Genomic DNA, 19,888 nt, shown 5'->3' on the forward strand with positions numbered 1-19,888 from the left:
GATTTTGAAAACTCTCTATAAGTAAACTCAAAAAGTGCAGTACGAACTGCATGCTGTGGAGGCATTGTTTCTGTGTCCGATTCGAATCTGACACTCTGTTAATTCAGATAAGCTTATATATCCAAAATGAACATTTGGTTTAGAAATGTCGCCTTTGCGACAGCTTGCGCGCTGGTTTCCACATTGAGTGTGTCTCTGGCGCGACGCAAATGCTTTTCCACGGTGGCCTGCGTAAGACCCATAATTTGTGCAATGTCCTGCGTGGTCTTTCCGTCGCCGACCCATTCCAGCGCCTCGCGCTGGCGCGGCGTCAAAGTCTGATCAGGCGGGATGTAGGGCAGGGTGAGCACGCGCAGGTGCAGAACATTGTTGCACAGCAAAATGGTCTCGCCATGGGCAGACCAGATCCGCTCGACGTCCTCCTGCGTCATGCCGGGCCGCGCGGTCAGCGCGATGGCACCCTTGGCGCGATGCGAGAGCGATTTGAAACCGATGGTGTAGCCCGCGGTGACCTGTTTGGACGCGTTGAACGCCACAACCCGCCGCGCATCTTCCGACAGCTCGCCACGCTCGAGCGCCGCGGCTGTCCGGCTCCAAGAGCGCGGGCCTTCGTTCTCCAGCGCCCAGCGGACCATGGGAGAATGACGATAGAGCCCGTTTCCGATGAACTCGCGCGTGTAATCGGGCCGATGGTTGGTCAGAACAAGGAAATCATTGGGATCGCCCAGCGAGGTCGGCGTGCGATAGCGGGTGAACCCGTAGAGCAGACGATCGAACCCATATCCGGCCATTTTCGCCACATGCATGGACCATGCGGTCTCGATGCTGGAGGCATTGGTGAGTGCCAGAAGATGGGCCCGATCATCCGGGGTCATGAGCGTGTCACTCCAAGTGGGACACCAGCGCATCCATGGCCAGCGTGTAGCCGCGCGCGCCGAAGCCGCAGATCACGCCAAGCGCGACCTTGGCGATATAGCTGGTGTGGCGAAAGCTTTCGCGGGCATGAACATTCGACAGGTGCAATTCGATCGTCGGGACTTCTGCCGAGCTGATCGCATCCATCAGAGCGACCGAAGTATGCGTGTAAGCGCCGGCGTTGAGAATGATACCATCTTTGGTGCCGCGCGCCGCATGGATCGCGTCGATCAGCGCGCCTTCGTGGTTGCTCTGTGCGAAATCCACGGTGACGCCGATCTTTTCGGCATGGGCCCGGCACATGGCCTCGACGTCGGCCAGCGTGGTGCGGCCATAGACTTCGGGCTGGCGCTGGCCAAGCAGATTGAGGTTCGGGCCGTTCAGAATGAGCAGCGAGTGCATGGGCAAGTCTCCGGTAATTCCCGCCCAGATAGCGCGCGCGTGATCGGCTTGTCCAGAAATCCCGCTAGCGGGGTCTGTCGTGCCGGTGGTGCCGGTGGCGGCGCAGCAGCAGTCCGGCGGCCAGCGCGACGGCGAGCGCGGCGAGCAGCGTGGTGACATCGCTCGACAGCTGGGCGATCTGCGGGATGAACGGTGCGAAGGCCGCGCCGAGACCCATATAGGCGCTGACCCAGACCAGTTCTCCGGCGAGATCGGCGAGCGCGAAGCGCAGCCATGGCAAGCCGCCAGCACCAGCCACAAGGTTCATCGCCGGACCGAGCGGCGCGATCAGCCAGCGCGTCAGAAACACCGCCATGGCGCCGCGCTCGGACAACAGCGCCAGCGCGCGCTCCAGCGTCGGCCCTTGGCGTGCGGCCAGCCGACCGCCAAGCAGCCGCGTGCCCAGCAGACGCCCAAGCCAGTATCCCAGCTGATCGCCAAGCAAAGCCGCGCAGAGCGCGGTGAGCGCGGTGGCGACAATGGGCAGCTCACCAGCGGCGGCCAGCGTGCCCGCAACCAGAACCATCAGCGAGCCCGGCGCCATCGGCAGTCCGAGAGAGGCCAGCATGATGGTTCCGCCAAGCACCGGCAGACCCAGCTCGGGCAGCAGCGCGAGGATCGTATCGCTGAGGCTGCCCGTGACATCGCTCATCGCTTCTCGGCCTCGATCACGGCGCCGACCTCGGCGAGAAGCTGCGCCAGTGGCTCGTTGCGCGTCGCGGCGATCTCCTCAAGGCTCAGCGGCTCGCCAGGCTGCGGCGAGAGCCCAAGCGCCGGGCCGAGGCTGTGGTGCGGCAACTGATGCGAACGCTCGAGATAGCCAAGCGTCATCCAGCCCTCGGGCGTGACATTGCGATGCGCCGGATCGGCCCAATAGAGCGCGTGGCGCACGGTACGGACGCCAACAACGACCGCTGCGGCAAGGGCAAGGGCGATAATCGCGATGAGGATGGGACGTGCAGGATTTCGGCGCATACTGGCAGAATGCGGAGATTTTCGCGCCGCGTCAAAGGGCTATATGGTCTTTCTCAGCGCCACGCATCTGCACTTTAGATACATAATACTAATTATGAGAATTACTGTAGTGGGAAAGGCACATTCTAAGCTGGCTTGCGACAAATCCCCTATCTTGCTGGAAAGCAAGGAGAACGGACAATGGCGCACAAAGAGTTGGACCTGCGTGAGCGGCGCAGGATCGAAGACCTGCTGAACGCAAAGCTGCCGGTCAACACGATTGCCGCAGAGATCGGTCGGCATCGTTCGACGGTCTACCGCGAGATCAAGCGCAATGCCTTTGCCGCAGACACTGACGAGGTCGCTTACCTCGATGGCTACTACGGCATGGTCGCGCAGCGCAAAGCCTCCGACCGTCGGGCCCGGAGGCGCAAGCTGATCCGGCTTGTGGATTTGCGCGAAGCCGTTATCGACCGTCTCAAGGCTGGCTGGTCGCCGGAGCAGATCGCCGGCCGGATGCGCTTCGAAGGTTTGCCCGTGACCGTCAGCCACGAGACCATCTACGCCCATATCTATGGCCCAGAGGGTCGTGCCGAAGAGTTGGCGCGACACCTGCCCAGCCGGCGCAAGAAACGCAGGCCCCGGTATGCGCGGCGGTCCCGCAGCCAGGTCTTTCCGCCTGAACGGTCGATCCATCAGCGCCCAGAATACGTTAAGACGCGGGAAAAATTCGGAGAATGGGAAGGCGATCTGATGATCTTCGAGCGCGCGCAAGGCTCGATGAACGTCGCAACGCTGGTCGAGAGAAAGACCCGCTTCGCGGTCCTGTTCCGCAACAACGATCGCAGCTCCACGCACTTCATGAACAGCTTGATGAACGTGATGACGCCACTGCCCCAGGCGGCACGCAAGTCGATCACCTTCGACCGTGGGTTCGAGTTTCGCGACTGGCGAAAGCTCGAGGCCGGCATCGGGACAACCGCCTGGTTCTGCGACCCACAGGCACCCTGGCAGAAAGGCTCGGTGGAAAACCTGAACGGAGGGGGCCCGCCGCGTCCTGCCCCGCGATACGTCTCTCGCATCGCTTTCGAGGCCCCAGATGAAGGCGATCAGCGAGAGACTGAATGCGACACCGCGGAAGTGCCTCGGATGGCGCACGCCAACGGAAGCCTTCAGAGAAGAAATGGTGAAACTGAGATAGCGGACCCTGTCGCAACGCCCCTTGAGTTCACAAAATCGAGGTGGGAATTTTGGTATCCCCACCTCGGATTTTGCTCAGACGCGCACCAGTTGCTTCCCCAGATTGGCGCCGCTCATCATGCGCAGGAATGCTTCGGGCATGCGCTCGAACCCCTCCAGAACGTCCTCACGGTAGCGGATATGCCCCGCAGCCTGCCATTTGCGCAGATGCCGAAACGCCTCATCGCGCTTGTGCCACCAGTCGAAGACCACCAAGCCCTCGACCCGCGCGCGCGTCACGATCAGCCGCGCGCTGGCCCTGAGGCCGATGTCCTCGCTCGCGGGCTTGTCGACCACCGCGATGCGACCGCAGATCACCACGCGCGCCCGCGTCGCCAGTTGCGCCAGCACGATGTCATGGATGGTGCCGCCGGTGTTGTCCCAGAAAACATCGACGCCCTCCGGGCACGCGTCTGCCAGCGCCTCGGCGAGCTTTGGGTCGCGGTGCGAGATCGCAACGTCGAAGCCCAACTCACGGCAATAGTTCAGTTTTTCCTCGCTGCCTGCGATCGCCACGACACGCGCACCCATCAGCTTTGCGATCTGGCCGACCAACTGTCCCACAGCGCCCGAGGCTGCCGAGACGACCACGGTTTCACCCGGCACCGGCCGCCCGATCTCGGTGAGCCCGACATAGGCGGTCAGCCCCGGCATGCCGAGCCACGACAGCGCCGCCTGCGCCGGAACCCCCTCGGGCACCCGGTTCGTGGCCTGAGCGCCCGGCAGATCCGGGCTCAGCACCGCATGGGTCTGCCAGCCAAACCCCATGCTCTCGGCCATGTCGCCGACATTCCAGCCCGGATGCGCCGAAGCGATCACCTCACCGACACCGCCGCCCTGCATCAGACCGCCGGGCGCGACACCGGCAGTGTAATTGGCCCCCGGAGCGATCCGCCCGCGCATGTAAGGATCAAGTGAAAGCCACTGGGTTTTCACAAGAATTTGGCCTGGCTCAAGCTCTGGGATTGGCGCGTCTTCGAGCCGCCAGACATCCTCGGTCGCCGCGCCCTGCGGATAGTGATCAAGCACCCATCGGCGGTTCATCATGGCTCTATTCCTCCCAAATCCAACGCTTTCACGCGTGTTTCCGCCGAAGCGCTAGCAGCCGCGCACCCGCGCATCAATGCTCTTGCCCCGGCGCGCACGCTCGGTCACAAGGACAGAATGAACAGCGCCCCCGATATCCTTTGCATCGGCTCCGTCCTGTGGGATGTGATTGGCCGATCCGCCAGCCATATGCGTCAGGGCTCGGACGTGCCCGGGCGTATCACCCGCCTGCCCGGCGGCGTCGCGATGAACATCGCGATGACCCTGACGCGCTTTGGTCTGAAGCCCGGACTGCTCAGCGCGGTCGGTCAGGACCCCAATGGGCACGAGCTTGTCGATGCCTGTGAGCGGCTTGGGTGTATCACGGAATTTCTGTATCGTTCCGAAGACTTGCCGACCGACATTTACATGGCGGTTGAAGGTGCGAACGGGCTGATCGCGGCGATTGCCGACGCGCATTCGCTGGAACAGGCCGGTGCGCGTATCCTTGCGCCGCTGATCGACGGTCCGCTTGGCCAGACCGATGCGCCTTGGAGCGGGCCGGTGGCGCTCGACGGCAATCTCACCGAGGCGCTGCTGGAGGAAATCGTCCGCCTGCCCGCCTTCCGCGCCGCCGATCTGCGCATCGCCCCGGCGAGCCCCGGCAAGGCCGAGCGTCTGACGCCCTTCCTGCGTGCGGGACGCGGCGTGCTTTATGTGAACCTCGAAGAAGCCGGCCTTCTGTGCATGCAGAGCTTTGACGATGCCAAGACCGCGGCGGCGGCGCTGATCGAGCGCGGTGCGGCGCGCGCGCTGGTCACCGATGGCGGCAAGCCCGCCGCCGATGCCACCGCCGAGGGTGTCGTGTCCGAATGTCCGCCCGAGGTGCTGGTGACCCGTGTCACCGGCGCGGGCGACACTTTCATGGCGGCGCATATCGCCGCCGAACTGCGCGGCGCTGACCGTGCCACCGCGCTGCATGAAGCGCTGGAGGCCGCCGCAACCTACGTATCCGGAGATATCGCTTCATGAGCCTCGTGCATCTGTCCACCCCCGTTGCCGACGCGCTGGAAAACGGCGCGCCCGTGGTGGCGCTGGAATCCACCATCATCACCCACGGTATGCCCTGGCCGCAGAACCTCGAGATGGCGCGCAAGGTAGAGCAGACCATCCGCGACGGCGGTGCAACCCCTGCGACCATCGCCGTGCTCGACGGCAAGCTCTGCGTCGGGCTCGACGATGCGCAGCTTGAGAAGCTGGCGCAGACCAAGCACGCGGCGAAGCTCTCGCGCGCCGATATGGCGGTTTGCATGGCGCGCGGCGGCACCGGGGCTACCACTGTTGCGGCGACGATGATCGCGGCGCGGCTCGCCGGGATCGAGGTTTTTGCCACCGGCGGCATCGGCGGCGTGCATCGCGGCGCTGAGCAGAGCTTTGACATCTCGGCCGACCTGCAGGAACTGGCGCAGACCCCGGTGACCGTGATCGCGGCCGGCGCAAAGGCGATCCTCGATCTTTCAAAGACGCTGGAAGTGCTTGAAACTCTTGGTGTTCCGGTGATCGCCTTTGGTCAGGACCAACTGCCCGCCTTCTGGTCGCGGGAGGCTGGTCTGGCGGCGCCGCTGCGGCTCGATACCCCCAAGCAGATCGCCGAGGCGATGCGGATGCGCGCGGCCTTGGGGCTTCCGGGTGGCCAGCTTATCGCCAATCCGATCCCGCCCGCGGCGGAAATCCCGCGCGACACCATGATGCCGATCATCCAGCGCGCCATGGAAGATGCCACAACGCACGGCATCCACGGCAAAGCTGTGACGCCCTATCTGCTGCAGCGCATCTTCGAGCTGACCGAGGGCCGCTCGCTGGAGAGCAACATCGAGCTGGTTCTCAACAACGCCAAGCTGGGCGCTGCGATCGCTTCGGAACTGAGCGCCCTGCCCCGAAGCTGACATCACAGGCTCGCGCGCCCATTGTGAAGCGGCGCGCGAGTGCCTAGGTTGGTGCGGTAACTTCTTTTTCCGGACCACGAATGAACACCCCCTTCGACGAAAAGCCGCGCCGTCCCGGCATCTTTGCGAGCCTCCGGGCCAGCTTCCTCACCGGGCTGGTGGTGATCGCGCCGGTCGGCCTGACGGTCTGGCTGATCTGGACCCTGTTTGGCTGGGTCGATGGCTTTGTGCTGCCGCTGGTGCCGCAGCGGTTCAATCCCGAGGAATACATCGGGATCAACCTGCGCGGCGTCGGGGTGATCTTCTTCCTTGTCTTCACCATCGTGGTGGGCTGGGTCGCCAAGGGCCTCATCGGTCGCTCGATGATCCGCTTTGCCGAAACGCTGGTGGACCGGACCCCGGTGGTCCGCTCGATCTATTCCGGCATCAAGCAGATCGCCGAAACGGTGTTTGCCCAAACCGAGCGCAGCTTTGAGAAGGCCTGCCTTGTGCAATACCCGCGCAAGGGCATCTGGGCGATCGGCTTCATCTCGACGCAGGCCAAGGGTGAGGTGCTGGAGAAATCCGACGTCACCGGAGAGCTTGTGTCGGTCTTCGTCCCGACCACGCCGAACCCCACCTCGGGCTTCTTGCTCTACTTCCCGGTCGAGGATGTGGTGGAACTGGACATGAGCCTCGAAGACGCCGCGAAACTGGTGATCTCCGCCGGGCTCGTCTATCCGCCCGATAAACCCGGCGGCAAACCCAAGGTCGAGCCGGTGCGCCGCGCGAGCTGAGGCTCAGCGCAACTCGGCGACCATCTCCGCCGCCAGCCGCAGGTCCTGCTCGAACAGGGCCTCGGCTGCCGGTCTGTCCGCCTCGGGCAGACGCAGCAGGTAGGATGGATGCAGGGTGATCAGCACCGGCGTTCCGTCTTCGGTATGCTCCACCTGTCCCCGCCGCGCCATCAGCCCCGCGCGACTTCCGGTGAGGCTCTCGGCGGCTGTGGCGCCCATGGCGAGGATCAGCTTCGGCTTCACCTGCGCGCGCTCGATGTCGAGCCACCAGCGGCAATGCATCACCTCGCCCCGGTTCGGCGCCTGATGGATCCGGCGCTTGCCACGCGGGGTGAATTTGAAATGCTTCACCGCGTTGGTCAGATAAGCCTGCGCCCGGTCGAGCCCGGCCCGCGCCGCCGCCTTGTCGAATAGCTGCCCTGCCGGGCCAACAAAGGGTCGCCCTTCGAGGTCTTCGCGATCTCCGGGCTGCTCGCCCACCACCATCAGCGCCGCATCCTTCGGCCCCTCGCCCGGTACCGGCTGCGTGGCGTCCTGCCAGAGCGGGCAGCGGCGGCAGCCCTGTAGCGCCTGCGCCAGATCGCCGGGCATCTCGGGCGCTGTTTCCGGCTCCGCGCGCAGCCGTGCGGTGATCTTCCCGGCACGCGCCGGGGCCAGCGTCGGTGCGGCCTCGGCCATCTCCTGCGCCCGCGCCTGCGCGCTGGCCAGCAGTTCGGGGATCAACTGGGTTTCGGGCATATTGTGCCAGTATTTCTTTGGCATCTCCGCCTGCATCGCCTTGGGCTTCAGCCGCGCGGGATTGAAGATATTGCGGAAATAGGTGCGCCAGAGGTCTTCTGTGGCATCCTCGGGCAGATCGGGGCGCGCGGCCCCGGCGGCGAAGCGCAGATCGCCGCCCTCGAAATGCGCCGAGATATCGGGCGTGAGAATACACCAGTCCATGTCGCCGAAACGGCTGACGAAGAAGGGCGCGGTCAGCTCGACAATATGGTGCGTCGGCTCGAACCACGCGGCAAAGCTGCGGCGGTTGGCGCCGGGTGTGCCGATCTCGCGGAAACGGACGAAGGCGGTCATCTTGTGGCGGTCGCGGCGGACCTCTTTGGCCATCCGTTCGAGCCGGTCGATGCGCGGATCGGCGCGGTCGCTCAGCAGGCGCTTGTCCGAGCGCAGCGCCCACAGCAGCGCATAGAGCCGGGCGAACCGCTCGGGATCGCTGTGGCAGATCGCCAGCCGCGCAAGATCGACAAAGCCGCGCGGCACAGAGAGCGGCACAGAGAGCGGCGCGCTGGCGGCAGGTGGCGGAGCTTCGGCGCCGGGGCCATTGGAAAAGAGGTCAGCGGCACCCTGCCCGCGCTGCCACAGCACCTCTCCGGGCGGCACCGACGCGCCGAGCAGCGCGCGCGCCTCGTCGCGCCACGCCTCGAATGTGCCGATCTCTGGCAGGCTGACGCTGTGCATCAGATCAGCTGCAACTGCTCGGGCGGCGGCGCGAAACGGGCCCGCAGGTCGGCGGCATCGCTCAGCGCGCGCGGTCGCCAGTCGAGCAGCGTGATGAAGGGTTTGGCCTGTTTGAGGTTCGCCCCCATCCGCCGCAGATCGTCATAGCGCAGCGTGCGGTGGCGCCGTGTGGCAAGGATGCGCCCGACGCTCTTGGTGCCCAGTCCCGGCACCCGCAGCAGCATCTCGCGCTCGGCGCGGTTCACATCGACCGGAAACAGATGGCGGTTGGCCAGCGCCCAGGCGAGCTTTGGGTCGATCTCTAGATCGAGAAGCCCGCCCTTGCTGGAGGCGGCGATCTCGTCGACGTCGAAGCCATAAAAGCGCAGCAGCCAGTCCGCCTGATAAAGCCGATGCTCGCGCATCAGCGGCGGCTTGATCAGCGGCAGCGCGGCGGAACTGTCGGGGATCGGCGAGAAGGCCGAGTAATAGACGCGCTTGAGCCCGTAGCTGGAGTAAAGCCGGGTCGAGCTGCGCAGAATGGTGGTGTCATCCGCCCCATCGGCGCCAACGATCATCTGCGTCGACTGCCCCGCGGGCGCAAAGCGCGGCGGACGCTTGCCGGTAAAGCTGCGCTCTTTGCGGGCCTCGCGCTTCAGCCGCACGTCGGCCATGGCGCGACGGATCTGCGCGGGATCCTTTTCCGGAGCGTAATCCTTCACCGCGCGGTCGGTCGGCAGTTCCACATTGATCGACAAACGGTCGGCATAAAGCCCCGCTTCCTCGATCAGTTCGGGCGCGGCATCGGGGATGGTCTTGAGGTGGATGTAGCCGCGGAAGTGATGATCGAGCCGCAGCATCCGCGCGATGCGCACCATGTCGGACATGGTCTCATCGGGGCTGCGGATGATGCCGGACGAGAGGAACAGCCCCTCGATGTAATTGCGCCGGTAGAACTCCAGCGTCAGCGTCACCACCTCCTCGGGCGAGAACCGGGCCCGGGTGACGTTGGAACTGACGCGGTTCACGCAATAGGCGCAGTCATAGATGCAGAAGTTCGTCATCAGGATCTTCAGCAGGCTGATGCAGCGCCCGTCGGGCGTATAGGCGTGGCAGATGCCAGAGCCGGTGGTCGAGCCGAGGCCCTTACCATCGCGCGAATTGCGCTTTTGCCCCCCGCTGGAGGCGCAGGAGGCATCGTATTTTGCCGCGTCGGAAAGAATCGCGAGCTTCTGATCGAGGGTCATTCTTGCCATGTGTTCATGATATGTTCACATGAACGCCCGATCAACGGGGGAAGTTGCGGGGACACCGCGGCTCACGCCGAAGTGTCCCCGAAGCCGTGCCGGATCAGAGTGCGGTCCAGCCGCCGTCGACAGAGATCGTCGTGCCGGTGATCTGCTCGGCTGCGTCCGAGCACAGGAAGACCGCCGTGCCGCCGATCTGCGCGGTGGTGGCGAATTCTTTCGAGGGCTGACGCTCGAGGATCACCTTCTCGATCACCTCTTCCTCGGACATGTTGTACTTGGCCGCGGTGTCGGGGATCTGTGCCTCAACCAGCGGGGTCTTCACATAGCCCGGGCAGATGGCGTTGCAGGTGATCGGCTCTTTCGCGGTTTCCAGCGCCACGGTCTTGGTCATGCCGACGATGCCGTGCTTGGCCGAGACATAGGCCGATTTGAACGGCGAGGCGGTGAGCCCATGCGCCGAGGCGATGTTCACCACCCGGCCCCAGCCCGCCTTGCGCATCATCGGCAGCGCCGCGGCGGTGGTGTGGAACACCGAGGTGAGGTTGATGGCGATGATCGCGTCCCATTTCTCGATCGGGAACTCGTCGATCGGCGCCACATGCTGAATGCCGGCGTTGTTGACCAGGATGTCGCAGGCGCCCGCCTGTTCGATCAGCGCGCGGCATTCGTCGCCCTTGGACATATCGGCCTTGATGTAGCGCACCGGCACGCCGAACTCTTTGGACATGTCGGCGGCGAGCTGATGATCCTCGTCACGGTCGGTGAAGGAATTGAGCACCACCGACGCGCCGGCCTGCGCCAATTCGCGCGCGACGCCGAGGCCGATGCCCGAGTTCGACCCGGTGACGATGGCTGTTTTGCCCTTGAGAGACATGCGAAAACTCCTCGATTGCTGCGGCGCCAAAATTGCACGCCTCACTGGGACCAAGGGACAACCCATCCTCCCGGTTCCCTGTCCGCCCCATTGCTCTGCTATCCAAGCGGAAGCTGCAAGCCCGGGATCGCAACGTCATCACGGATAAGTAGGCCCTGTGGATGAATGCCCCCCTAGGCAAGCGGGGCCTTGGCCTGTATGGCTCCGGGATCGCTGCCCGTCATGCCGCGCTGCCGCATTTGCAGGCAGAAGGCGCGCGTCGCAGCCCCTCTTCGACTCGTCCTTCTGGGCGGCGAAAACGGGCCGCGCCTCTTCGGAAAAGTGTTGCGAGACATAAAAAAAACGCCGGCACGAAGCCGGCGTTCAGTCATTGAGGCAGGTTTCATACAGGCAAGAAACCTATCGAGCAGTGACTTCTTTATACGCGCTTTGCCGCCGGAGTCCAACCTAAAAGTTTGAAAAGACGTAAAAGCCCCGGTAGGCTCTGAAGCCAAGAAAACAAGGGCAGAGCAGGACGGTTTCCAAGATGACCGCGAATTTTTTCAAATTCCCCTCGCTGGGAAACAGCACATTGACCGCGCTGGCGATCTGCGCCGGATTCGGCGCTGCGGCAGAGCCCATGCACGGCATCGCCATGTATGGCGCGCCCGCCCTTCCCGCCGATTTCGACCACCTTCCCTACGTCAATCCCGATGCCCCCAAGGGCGGTCGCATCGTCACCGGCGAAGTGGGCAGTTTCGACAGTCTCAACCCGCATATCCTAAAGGGTTCCGTGCCGTGGCAGCTGCGGTTTCTGGCCTATGAATCCCTCATGGGCCGCAGCTGGGACGAGCCCTTCACACTCTATTGTCTGATCTGCGAAACGGTCGACACCTCGCCCGAGCGCGACTGGGTCGAGTTCACCCTGCGCCCCGAGGCCAAGTTCTCGGACGGCACGCCGGTGACGGTCGAGGACGTGATCTGGAGCTTCGACACGCTCGGCACCGTCGGCCATCCGCGCTATCAGGGCACGTACAACCGGATCGAGAGCATCGAAAAGACCGGCGAGCGCAGCCTGCGCTTTACCTTCAACACCCCCGATCGCGAGCTGGCGCTGATCGTCGGCATGCGTCCGATCCTCAAAAAGGCGCAATGGGAGGGCAAGGATTTCGCCGAGTCCGGCCTCGACGTGATCCCGATCACCACCGCGCCTTATGTCATCGACGATTTCGAGGCGGGCCGCTACGTCTCGCTCAAGCGCAATCCTGATTACTGGGGCAAGGATGTGCCCTTCATGAAGGGTCAGGCCAACCTCGACGAGGTGCGCATGGAGTTCTTCGGCGATGGCACCGCGATGTTCGAGGCGTTCAAGGCCGGGCTGCTCAACTCCAACCGCGAGTTCAACTCGGAGAAATGGGAAAGCCAGTATGGTTTCCCGGCGATCGAAAGCGGCGAGGTGGTCAAATCGGTGATCCCGCACGGGCGCCCCTCGGGGATGACCGGCTTTGTGATGAACACGCGCCAACCGGCCTTTGCCGACTGGCGGGTGCGCGAGGCGATGATCCAGCTGTTCAACTTCGAGTACATCAACGAGACGCTGACCGGTGGCCGCCAGCCGCGCATCACCTCCTATTTCTCAAACTCCGAACTGGCGATGAAGCATGGTCCCGCCGGTGGCCGGGTGAAGGAATTGCTCGCACCTTTCGCGGACAGCCTGCCGCCGGGGGCGCTCGAGGGCTACAGCCTGCCTCAGGGCGATGGCTCGGCGCGCAACCGCGCCGGTCTGCGCAAGGCGATGGGCCTTCTGGAAGAGGCTGGCTACACGGTGCAGAACGGCGTGATGACCGGCCCCGACGGCCAGCCCTTCGGCTTCGACATCCTGCTGCCGCAGGGCGAGACCGAGGCGGGATCGATGATCGACATCTATGTGCAGGCGCTGCAACGCTTGGGGATCGAGGTGCGCGTCGATACGGTGGATTCCGCCCAGTATAATTCGCGCACCGCCTCCTTCGATTTCGACGTCACATGGTTCCGCCGCGGTCTGTCGCTGTCGCCGGGCAATGAGCAGCGCCTCTACTGGGGCAGTGCCGCCGCCGATCAGGAGGGCTCGCGCAACCTCATGGGGATGAAGAGCCCCGCCGCCGATGCGATGATCGAAGAGCTTCTGACCGCCACCTCGCGCGACGATTTCCTCGCTGCCACGCGGGCGCTCGACCGGGTGCTCACCGCGGGGCGCTACGTCATCCCCACCTACCAGTGGAACCAGAGCTGGATTGCCCACGCCAAAGAGCTAAAATATGCCGAGCCCACCCCGGTCTACGGCGATTGGATCGACTGGCAGCCCAATGCCTGGTGGTGGGAAGACGAGACGACCAAACAATAAGACCGACACGACAACGAGAAACGAGCAGACAGTATGAAACGCCTTATCCTCATCGCCCTTCTGGCCGCCCCGCTTGCCGCTTGCGGCACCGTCGATGGCTTTGGACAGGACGTCTCGCGCGCCTCGCGCACGGTCGACAGCTGGTTCTGATCCCGGCCCCTTCCTCTTGGCAAAAATATCCCGGGGGTACGGGGGCAGAGCCCCCGTGGTCTATCCTGCGTACCCTAAACCCGGCCCCCGCGTCACGGCTCGCCCAGCATCGGGCGCAGCCGGGTCAGCACCGCCAGCAAAAACGCCGTGCTGACGCCGAAGGTCAGTAGCCCGGTGATCGCCGCGAAGCTGCCGAAGATGCGCATCCCCTCGCCCAGCGTGATGTCGCCATAGCCCAGCGTGGTGTAGCTGACGACGGCGAAATAGAACGCCTCGTTCAGCGTCTCGAAGGCCCCGAGGCGGCGAAAGCTCGCAGCCCAGATCCAGACCTGAATCGTATGCGCCAGTACCATGGCGCCGAAGGCCGCGCAGATCAGCACAAACAGCTTCAAACGGCTGGCCTGCAACTCGGGCCGCGCGGCGTGGTGAATCAGCCGCGGACCCACCAGCGATACCAGCCAGATCTGCACCAGAGCGCAGAGAAACAGCAGCCCGGTGCCCAGAAGGATCTGTAGTCCCATCCCCATCACGCGGCGCCTCCTCGCTCAGCGCGCCTTGAACAGGCTGCCGAGAATGCCGCGCACCAGCCTTTTGCCGGTGGTGCCCGAAAGCTCTTTCAGCACTGCCTGCCCCAGCGCCTCACCGATGCTGTCGGGGGCGGTGTAGCGGGTGCTGCGGCTCTTGCTGCTGCTGGAGCGAGCCCCGGCGCGCGGCGTCGGATCGTAGCGGCGCGCACGGTTATAATCGCGCACCTCGGCCTCGAGCGTTTGCTGCGCCGTGCTGGTGGTCTCGGCGGCCTCCGCCTCGCGCGCCGCGGCCTCGGCGCGAGCCTTGAGCATCTCATGCGCCGAGTTTCGATCCACCGGCGTGTCGTATTTGCCCTTGAGCGCCGAGGCGTCCATCAGCTGCGTGCGCTCGGCGTCGGTGATTGGGCCGAGCTGCGAGCTGGGCGGGCGCACCAGCGTGCGTTGCACGATGCCCGGCACGCCCTTCTTTTGCAGAAACGAGGTGACCGCCTCGCCGGTGCCGACCTCGCGAATGGTGGTTTCGGTGTCGAAGGCGGGGTTCGGGCGGTAGGTTTCGGCGGCTTGCTTGAGCGCCTTCTTGTCGCGCGCGGTGAAGGCGCGCAGCGCGTGCTGCACGCGGTTGCCAAGCTGGCCGAGGATGTCTTCGGGGATGTCATCGGGGTTCTGGGTGACGAAATAGACGCCGACCCCTTTCGAGCGGATCAGCCGCGCCACCTGCTCGACCTTGTCAACCAGCGCCTTGGGCGCATCGTCGAACAGCAGATGCGCCTCGTCAAAGAAAAACACCAGCTTGGGCTTGTCGGGATCGCCCACCTCGGGCAGTTCCTCGAAGAGCTCCGACAGCAGCCACAAAAGGAAGGTGGCGTAGAGCCGGGGCGCGCCCATCAGCGCGTCGGCGGCGAGGATGTTGATATGCCCGCGCCCGTCCGGGGCGCAGCGCATCAGATCCGCCAGATCCAGCGCCGGCTCGCCAAACAGCCGGGTGCCGCCTTGGTTCTCGAGCACCAGAAGACGCCGCTGGATCGCCCCGACCGAGGCGGTGGAGATATTGCCATACCGCAGGCTGAGGTCCTTGGCGTTCTGCCCGACCCAGACCAGCAGCGATTGCAGGTCCTTGAGATCGAGCAGCGGCAACCCCTGCTCGTCCGACAGGCGGAAGGCGATGTTGAGAATGCCCTCCTGCGCCTCGGTAAGTTCCAAAAGCCGCGCCAGCAGCAGCGGACCCATCTCGGCCACGGTGGTGCGCACCGGGTGGCCCTTGGTGCCGAAGAGATCCCAGAAGACCGCAGGGAACGCCTGATAGGTGAACTCGTCAAAGCCGATGGTGGCATTGCGCTCGGTAAACGGTCCATGCAGCGGCGCGCTTTCCGACCCGGCCAGCGCGAGCCCCGAAAGATCGCCCTTCACGTCCGACAGGAAGACCGGCACGCCCGCTGCGGAAAAGCCTTCTGCGAGGATCTGCAGCGTGACGGTCTTGCCGGTGCCGGTCGCCCCGGCGATGAGCCCGTGGCGATTGCCGTACTTCAGGCCAAGGTATTGTTTTTCGGAGTAGCCTTCGCCGCCACCGCCTACAAAAACGTCACTTTCCATGACCCGCCTCCGATGTCGCTTTGCTCTGCCAAATCCGGCCCGCCCCCGAGCATACAATCTTAACTCTTTGGTGCCAGTATGAAATTCGTCCGGGGCAACATGTCCTCTCCTGCCTCGGGCGAACTTCCTCCCTGTCTGACTTGCCGCGTCCGTGTTTCGGGCGCGGCCTTTTGCACAAAAGTGTAGCCCTGACCTTGCAAAGCCTGTTGACCGGTGCCGAAGAGTTTCGTAGCGTCCCGTCAATGACAAAGTCGGCCGGTCCGACAGGGAGCAAGGGAAAGGGGACCGCACGGTCCCTTTTCTCTTTTTTTTGAATTAGTTTCGCGCTTTTTTGCCGCTCTCGTGATCGCGAGGAATTCCCGACTGACACCGTCTGACGTGCATGCTAAGCGGTCAGTGAGGCAAGAATGAACGTTCAGGGGGAAACCATGACCACACCGCTTCACATTCTGCGCGTGCTGCCGCTGGCCGCTGCGCTCGTCGCGCTGCCCGCCTATGCGCAGGACACCGCCGAGACCGAAGACGCGCCCGCTGCAGCGGCAGAAGGGTCTGTCGCGCCGGGCGGCCTGTCGCTGGGCGAAGACACCGGCGCTGGCGCTGCAGCCGCACCGGAAGGCGGCCAGAAACAGCCCGAAACCTACGTCAAAGCCACCCATGGCTCGTGGGAACTTCAGTGTCTGCGCGCCCCCGAGGGCAGCGAGGCCGAAGATCCGTGCCAGATGTACCAGCTCCTGCAGGACAAAGACGGCAATAACGTTGCAGAGGTCAGCCTGTTCCGCGTCGCCAATGGTGGCCAGGTCGCGGCTGGCGGCACGTTTGTCGTGCCGCTCGAGACGCTGCTGACGCAGAAGATGACCATCGCCGTCGATGGCGGTCAGGCGAAACGCTATGATTTCTCGTTCTGCACCCCGGTGGGCTGCTACGCCCGCGTTGGCTTCACCGAAGAAGACGTGAACCGCTTCAAGGGCGGCGCAAGCGCCAAGATCACCATCGTTCCTGCGCTCGCGCCGGATCAGAAGGTCGAGCTGGACATGTCGCTGTCGGGCTTCACCGCTGGCTATGAAGAGACCAGCGCGCTGCGCCAGTAAGCGCGGCTAAGGCCCAGAAAACAAAGCCCCGGCATCGCGAGGATGTCGGGGCTTTTTTGTATTTCGGCGTTTCCCGAAACTGGGGTCATCCGGCTTGCCGGATGCCGTCGAGTACTGCGTCGGCGGCGCGCTGGCCGGGGGGCGGTCCGCCCTTGCCCAGTTGCTCCATCGTGTCGCGCATCGCGGCGATCTGCTCTTGCGGGGCGTCGAGAACCCGCAGCACCGCATCGGCGATCGGTCCCGGCCTGCAGGCATCGCCCACATATTCCGGCACGCTGCGGCTGCCGGTGACGAGGTTCACAAGGTTCACCGAGTCCACCAGCATCAGCCGCGAGATGATCTGCCGCGACAGCCAGCCCATGTCATAAGCCACCACCATGGGCGTGCTGGCGGCGGCAAGCTCCAGCGCCACGGTGCCCGAGGCGGCAAGCGCCACATCGGCAGCGGCAAAGGCGGCGCGTTTCTCGGCCTTGCCCGCTTCGCCCTGCGCGCGCGGATCGAGCAGGATCGGATCCACCGGCCAGTCCGCCACGGTTTCGCGCACCAGATCGGCCACCGGCCCCGCCATGGGCAGCACGTAGCGCAATTCGGGCCGCGCATCGCTCAGCTGTTCCAGCGCCTCGCCGAAGACCGGGCCAAGGCGGCTGATCTCGGAGCGGCGCGAGCCCGGCAGGATCAGGCACAGCGGCGCATCGCCGATCCCGTGGCGCAGGCGAAACTCGGCCTCCTCGCTATGGCTCGCCTGCGGATCGGTCACCACCGGATGGCCGACGAAATCGCAGCGCATGCCAGCAGCCTCCATATAGGGCGGCTCAAACGGCAGCAGCGCAAGCACCTGATCGATGTGTTTGGCCATCTTGGCGGCGCGCCCCGGACGCCACGCCCAGACCGTCGGGGCGACATAATGCACCGTGCGGATGTCCGAGCGTTCCTTGACCAGCTTGGCGACGCGCAGGGAGAACTCGGGCAGGTCGACGGTGATCAGCACGTCGGGCTTGGCGGCGACAATGGCATCGGCGGTCTGGCGGATACGGGCCTTCAGCGCGCCGTAGTGGCGCAGGATCTCGGTGATGCCCATGATCGAGATCTCATCCATGGGAAAGAGGCTCTGCAGCCCCTCCTCGAGCATCCGCTCGCCACCGATCCCCTCGAAGGAGACATCGGGCACGCGGGCCTTCAGCCCATGCATCAGAGCGCCGCCCAGACGATCGCCCGAGGGCTCGCCCGCAATGATGAAAACCTTCATGCGTCCCGCTCCCGTACCCACAGGAAGAGCCCTGCGGCATCCAGCATTTCGATCACCGCCGCGCGGTCGAGCATCATCACGCCGCCCGCTTCGATCACGATCCCCGACAGCCCCGCGCGGATCGCGCCGACGGCGGTGTTGGGACCAATGACCGGCAGGTCGGCGCGGCGCTCTTGGCCCGGCTTCGGCGCTTTGTAGAACAACCCGCCGGGCACCGGGGGCAATTCGCCAAGCATGGCGTCGGTGCCGCGCGCGTCCTCTTGCGCGACCACCTGATCGCCCGAGATGACGCAGCACTGTCCTAGATCCTGAAGCCCCTGTCGGTGGCTCACCTGATCGGCCAGTGCCGCCATGGCGGCGGCACCGTCGCCCGGCTGTGCGGCGGTCAGAACACCGGCCTCGGGCAGCAGCGCGGGCGCAGCCTCATGCGCGCCGATCACCTGAAAGCCGCTGTCCTCGAGCATCCCGATGACGATCCGAAGCGCGCCATCGTCGCCCCGCTTCAGCGCGCGCAGCACGCGCGGCAACAGCATCAGCGTCGGCAGGTCGAGCTTGGAGAGCTTGACGTCGGGCCGACCGACCGCGCCGCACATGCACACGCGGGTGACGCCGCGCGCCTTCAGCCAGCGAAAGAAACTGCCCAATTGCTCGACACGGAACAGGTGATCGGGCGTGATCCTGTCGGGCGGCGAGCTTTCCATGGCGCAGATCAGCGCCGGTTCGGGCAGCGCGTCCACCACCGCCCGTGGCAGATCGCCCTGCCCTGCGATCAGCGCCAGCATGCGCTCAGCCCGGCGTCAGGAAGTGACGATCGCTGTCGCCGAGGATGAAGGCGACGATCTCGCGCACATACTCGCTCTGGGTTTCATCGCCGAGGCGCTTGGCGCGGTCGGCAAAGGCCCCCTCGCCCTGCGCCAGCATCTGGAAGGCCGCCCGCAGCGCGGTGATGTCGGCACGGCTGACGCCGCGACGCTTGAGCCCTACGAGGTTGAGGCCATCGAGCTTGCCGCGCGGGGCCTGCACGAGGCCGTAGGGGATCACGTCGTTGGTCACCATGGTGACCGCGCCGATGATCGCGCCGCGCCCGATGCGCACCCATTGGTGCACGCCCGAGAGCCCGCCGACGATCACGTCGTCTTCGATGACGCAGTGCCCTGCAAGCGCCGAGTTGTTCACCAAGATCACCCGGTCGCCCACCTGCGCATCATGCGCCACGTGGCAGCCCGCCATGAACAGACCGTCGTCGCCCACACGGGTGACCCCGCCGCCGCCATCGGTGCCGGCGTTCATCGTCACATGCTCGCGGATGCGGTTGCGCTTGCCGATGACCAGCGCGGTCTTTTCGCCGCGGAACTTCAGGTCCTGCGGGATCTCGCCGATCACCGCGAAGGGGAAGATCACCGTGTCTTCGCCGATCTCGGTGCGGCCGGTGACGACCACATGGCTCTTCAGCTCGACATTCTCGGCCAGCACCACATCGGGGCCGATATGGCAGAACGGGCCGATCTTGCAGCCCGCGCCGATCTGTGCGCCCGGCTCGACGTAGGCGCTGGGGTGGATCACGGTCTCGGTCACGCCGGCAGGTCCATCATCGCGGTGAATTCGGCTTCGCAGGCCAGCTCGCCATCGACCTCGGCCACGCCCTCGAACTTCCAGACTTTGCCGCCCGGCTTGCCGCGCAGGGTGCGGACCTTCATCTTCAGCACATCGCCCGGCACCACCTTGCGGCGGAATTTGCACTTGTCGATGCCCATGAAGTAGACCTTCAGGTCCTTGTCCGCGAGGTCAAGCGCGACGCCCACCATCACGGCGGTGGTCTGCGCCATGGCCTCGACGATGGTCACGCCCGGCATGATCGGCAGGCCGGGGAAATGGCCCTGAAAATGCGGCTCGTTCATCGTGACGTTCTTGATGCCCACGGCCGAGCCGGTGCCGTCGATCTCTTCGACCTTATCGACGAGCAGGAACGGGTAGCGATGCGGCAGGATGCGCTGGATCAGCTGGATGTCAGCGCTGAGAAGCGTCTCGGTCATCGTGGGCCTTTCAAAAGGAAAAAGTCGCCCTTCC

Annotated in this window: 20 protein-coding genes and 1 pseudogene; 7 read left to right on the forward strand and 14 right to left on the reverse strand. The window is 64.8% G+C overall.

Translation table 11 applies throughout. From position 1 onward, the window contains the following. Window positions 1–113: 113 nt before the first annotated feature. The 4 genes from G0A00_RS08070 to G0A00_RS08085 all read right to left on the reverse strand — a co-directional run bounded on the left by G0A00_RS08070 (window position 114) and on the right by G0A00_RS08085 (window position 2,331). Window positions 114–875 carry a LuxR family transcriptional regulator gene (locus G0A00_RS08070; protein WP_164179586.1) on the reverse strand — a complete coding sequence of 254 codons (762 nt, stop codon included), beginning with the start codon at window positions 873–875 and terminating at the stop codon, window positions 114–116. Window positions 876–882: 7 nt separating this feature from the next. Then, complete coding sequence (gene aroQ / locus G0A00_RS08075) at window positions 883–1,317, reverse strand: type II 3-dehydroquinate dehydratase (protein WP_164179588.1); 435 nt, start codon at window positions 1,315–1,317, stop codon at window positions 883–885. A gap of 64 nt (window positions 1,318–1,381) precedes the next feature. Then, window positions 1,382–2,008, reverse strand: coding sequence for a DedA family protein (locus G0A00_RS08080; RefSeq protein ID WP_164179590.1), 627 nt, complete (start codon window positions 2,006–2,008; stop codon window positions 1,382–1,384). Then, complete coding sequence (locus G0A00_RS08085) at window positions 2,005–2,331, reverse strand: hypothetical protein (RefSeq protein WP_164179592.1); 327 nt, start codon at window positions 2,329–2,331, stop codon at window positions 2,005–2,007. Before G0A00_RS08085 ends, G0A00_RS08080 begins: the two co-directional genes overlap by 4 nt. Window positions 2,332–2,511: 180 nt before the next feature. On the opposite strand from G0A00_RS08085, the pseudogene G0A00_RS08090 reads away from it, so the two are divergent. Further along, window positions 2,512–3,511: pseudogene (locus tag G0A00_RS08090) on the forward strand (IS30 family transposase). A gap of 74 nt (window positions 3,512–3,585) precedes the next feature. On the opposite strand, the gene G0A00_RS08095 reads toward G0A00_RS08090, so the two are convergent. Continuing rightward, window positions 3,586–4,596: an NADP-dependent oxidoreductase gene (locus G0A00_RS08095; protein WP_164179594.1), complete on the reverse strand. Its 1,011-nt coding sequence runs from the start codon at window positions 4,594–4,596 to the stop codon at window positions 3,586–3,588. Window positions 4,597–4,713: 117 nt separating this feature from the next. On the opposite strand from G0A00_RS08095, the gene G0A00_RS08100 reads away from it, so the two are divergent. The 3 genes from G0A00_RS08100 to G0A00_RS08110 all read left to right on the forward strand — a co-directional run bounded on the left by G0A00_RS08100 (window position 4,714) and on the right by G0A00_RS08110 (window position 7,297). Continuing rightward, complete coding sequence (locus tag G0A00_RS08100) at window positions 4,714–5,607, forward strand: PfkB family carbohydrate kinase (RefSeq protein WP_164179596.1); 894 nt, start codon at window positions 4,714–4,716, stop codon at window positions 5,605–5,607. Continuing rightward, the gene (locus tag G0A00_RS08105) at window positions 5,604–6,521 is read left to right on the forward strand and encodes a pseudouridine-5'-phosphate glycosidase (protein WP_164179598.1); all 918 of its coding nucleotides are present in this window, start codon (window positions 5,604–5,606) and stop codon (window positions 6,519–6,521) included. The genes G0A00_RS08100 and G0A00_RS08105 overlap by 4 nt, the downstream gene beginning before the upstream one ends. An 80-nt stretch (window positions 6,522–6,601) precedes the next feature. Beyond that, window positions 6,602–7,297 carry a DUF502 domain-containing protein gene (locus G0A00_RS08110; RefSeq protein WP_164179600.1) on the forward strand — a complete coding sequence of 232 codons (696 nt, stop codon included), beginning with the start codon at window positions 6,602–6,604 and terminating at the stop codon, window positions 7,295–7,297. Window positions 7,298–7,300: 3 nt separating this feature from the next. Here the strand turns inward: G0A00_RS08110 and G0A00_RS08115 are convergent, their stop codons facing one another. The 3 genes from G0A00_RS08115 to G0A00_RS08125 all read right to left on the reverse strand — a co-directional run bounded on the left by G0A00_RS08115 (window position 7,301) and on the right by G0A00_RS08125 (window position 10,858). Beyond that, complete coding sequence (locus G0A00_RS08115; protein WP_164179602.1) at window positions 7,301–8,755, reverse strand: UdgX family uracil-DNA binding protein; 1,455 nt, start codon at window positions 8,753–8,755, stop codon at window positions 7,301–7,303. Next, window positions 8,755–9,990, reverse strand: coding sequence for a putative DNA modification/repair radical SAM protein (locus G0A00_RS08120; protein WP_164179604.1), 1,236 nt, complete (start codon window positions 9,988–9,990; stop codon window positions 8,755–8,757). Before G0A00_RS08120 ends, G0A00_RS08115 begins: the two co-directional genes overlap by 1 nt. Before the next feature lie 94 nt (window positions 9,991–10,084). Then, window positions 10,085–10,858 (reverse strand): 3-hydroxybutyrate dehydrogenase, encoded by a 774-nt coding sequence (locus tag G0A00_RS08125; protein ID WP_164179606.1) that lies wholly within the window; start codon window positions 10,856–10,858, stop codon window positions 10,085–10,087. 526 nt (window positions 10,859–11,384) lie between these two features. Here G0A00_RS08125 and G0A00_RS08130 point away from each other — a divergent pair. Then, window positions 11,385–13,220 (forward strand): extracellular solute-binding protein, encoded by a 1,836-nt coding sequence (locus tag G0A00_RS08130; RefSeq protein ID WP_164179608.1) that lies wholly within the window; start codon window positions 11,385–11,387, stop codon window positions 13,218–13,220. A gap of 33 nt (window positions 13,221–13,253) precedes the next feature. Further along, the gene (locus tag G0A00_RS08135) at window positions 13,254–13,370 is read left to right on the forward strand and encodes an entericidin EcnA/B family protein (RefSeq protein WP_066099911.1); all 117 of its coding nucleotides are present in this window, start codon (window positions 13,254–13,256) and stop codon (window positions 13,368–13,370) included. 92 nt (window positions 13,371–13,462) lie between these two features. Here the strand turns inward: G0A00_RS08135 and G0A00_RS08140 are convergent, their stop codons facing one another. After that, on the reverse strand, window positions 13,463–13,897 hold the full coding sequence (locus G0A00_RS08140; protein WP_164179609.1) for a potassium channel family protein: 435 nt from the start codon (window positions 13,895–13,897) through the stop codon (window positions 13,463–13,465). A gap of 18 nt (window positions 13,898–13,915) precedes the next feature. After that, window positions 13,916–15,487 (reverse strand): helicase HerA-like domain-containing protein, encoded by a 1,572-nt coding sequence (locus G0A00_RS08145; protein ID WP_164179611.1) that lies wholly within the window; start codon window positions 15,485–15,487, stop codon window positions 13,916–13,918. Between the two features lie 428 nt (window positions 15,488–15,915). On the opposite strand from G0A00_RS08145, the gene G0A00_RS08150 reads away from it, so the two are divergent. Continuing rightward, window positions 15,916–16,575, forward strand: a complete 660-nt coding sequence (locus G0A00_RS08150) for an invasion associated locus B family protein (protein WP_164179613.1) — start codon at window positions 15,916–15,918, stop codon at window positions 16,573–16,575. 85 nt (window positions 16,576–16,660) lie between these two features. Here the strand turns inward: G0A00_RS08150 and lpxB are convergent, their stop codons facing one another. From lpxB to fabZ, 4 genes are read right to left on the reverse strand one after another with little or no spacing between them, the layout of a single operon-like run. Beyond that, on the reverse strand, window positions 16,661–17,821 hold the full coding sequence (gene lpxB / locus G0A00_RS08155) for a lipid-A-disaccharide synthase (RefSeq protein WP_164179615.1): 1,161 nt from the start codon (window positions 17,819–17,821) through the stop codon (window positions 16,661–16,663). Then, complete coding sequence (locus G0A00_RS08160; RefSeq protein ID WP_164179617.1) at window positions 17,818–18,603, reverse strand: LpxI family protein; 786 nt, start codon at window positions 18,601–18,603, stop codon at window positions 17,818–17,820. The genes lpxB and G0A00_RS08160 overlap by 4 nt, the downstream gene beginning before the upstream one ends. A gap of 4 nt (window positions 18,604–18,607) precedes the next feature. Then, a complete protein-coding gene (lpxA, locus tag G0A00_RS08165; RefSeq protein WP_164179619.1) occupies window positions 18,608–19,396 on the reverse strand; it encodes an acyl-ACP--UDP-N-acetylglucosamine O-acyltransferase in 789 nt (262 codons plus the stop codon). Then, the gene (fabZ, locus tag G0A00_RS08170; RefSeq protein ID WP_164179621.1) at window positions 19,393–19,854 is read right to left on the reverse strand and encodes a 3-hydroxyacyl-ACP dehydratase FabZ; all 462 of its coding nucleotides are present in this window, start codon (window positions 19,852–19,854) and stop codon (window positions 19,393–19,395) included. The genes lpxA and fabZ overlap by 4 nt, the downstream gene beginning before the upstream one ends. Window positions 19,855–19,888: the final 34 nt, after the last annotated feature.

The organism is Salipiger sp. PrR002 (assembly GCF_010500775.1).
Lineage (GTDB): Bacteria > Pseudomonadota > Alphaproteobacteria > Rhodobacterales > Rhodobacteraceae > Salipiger.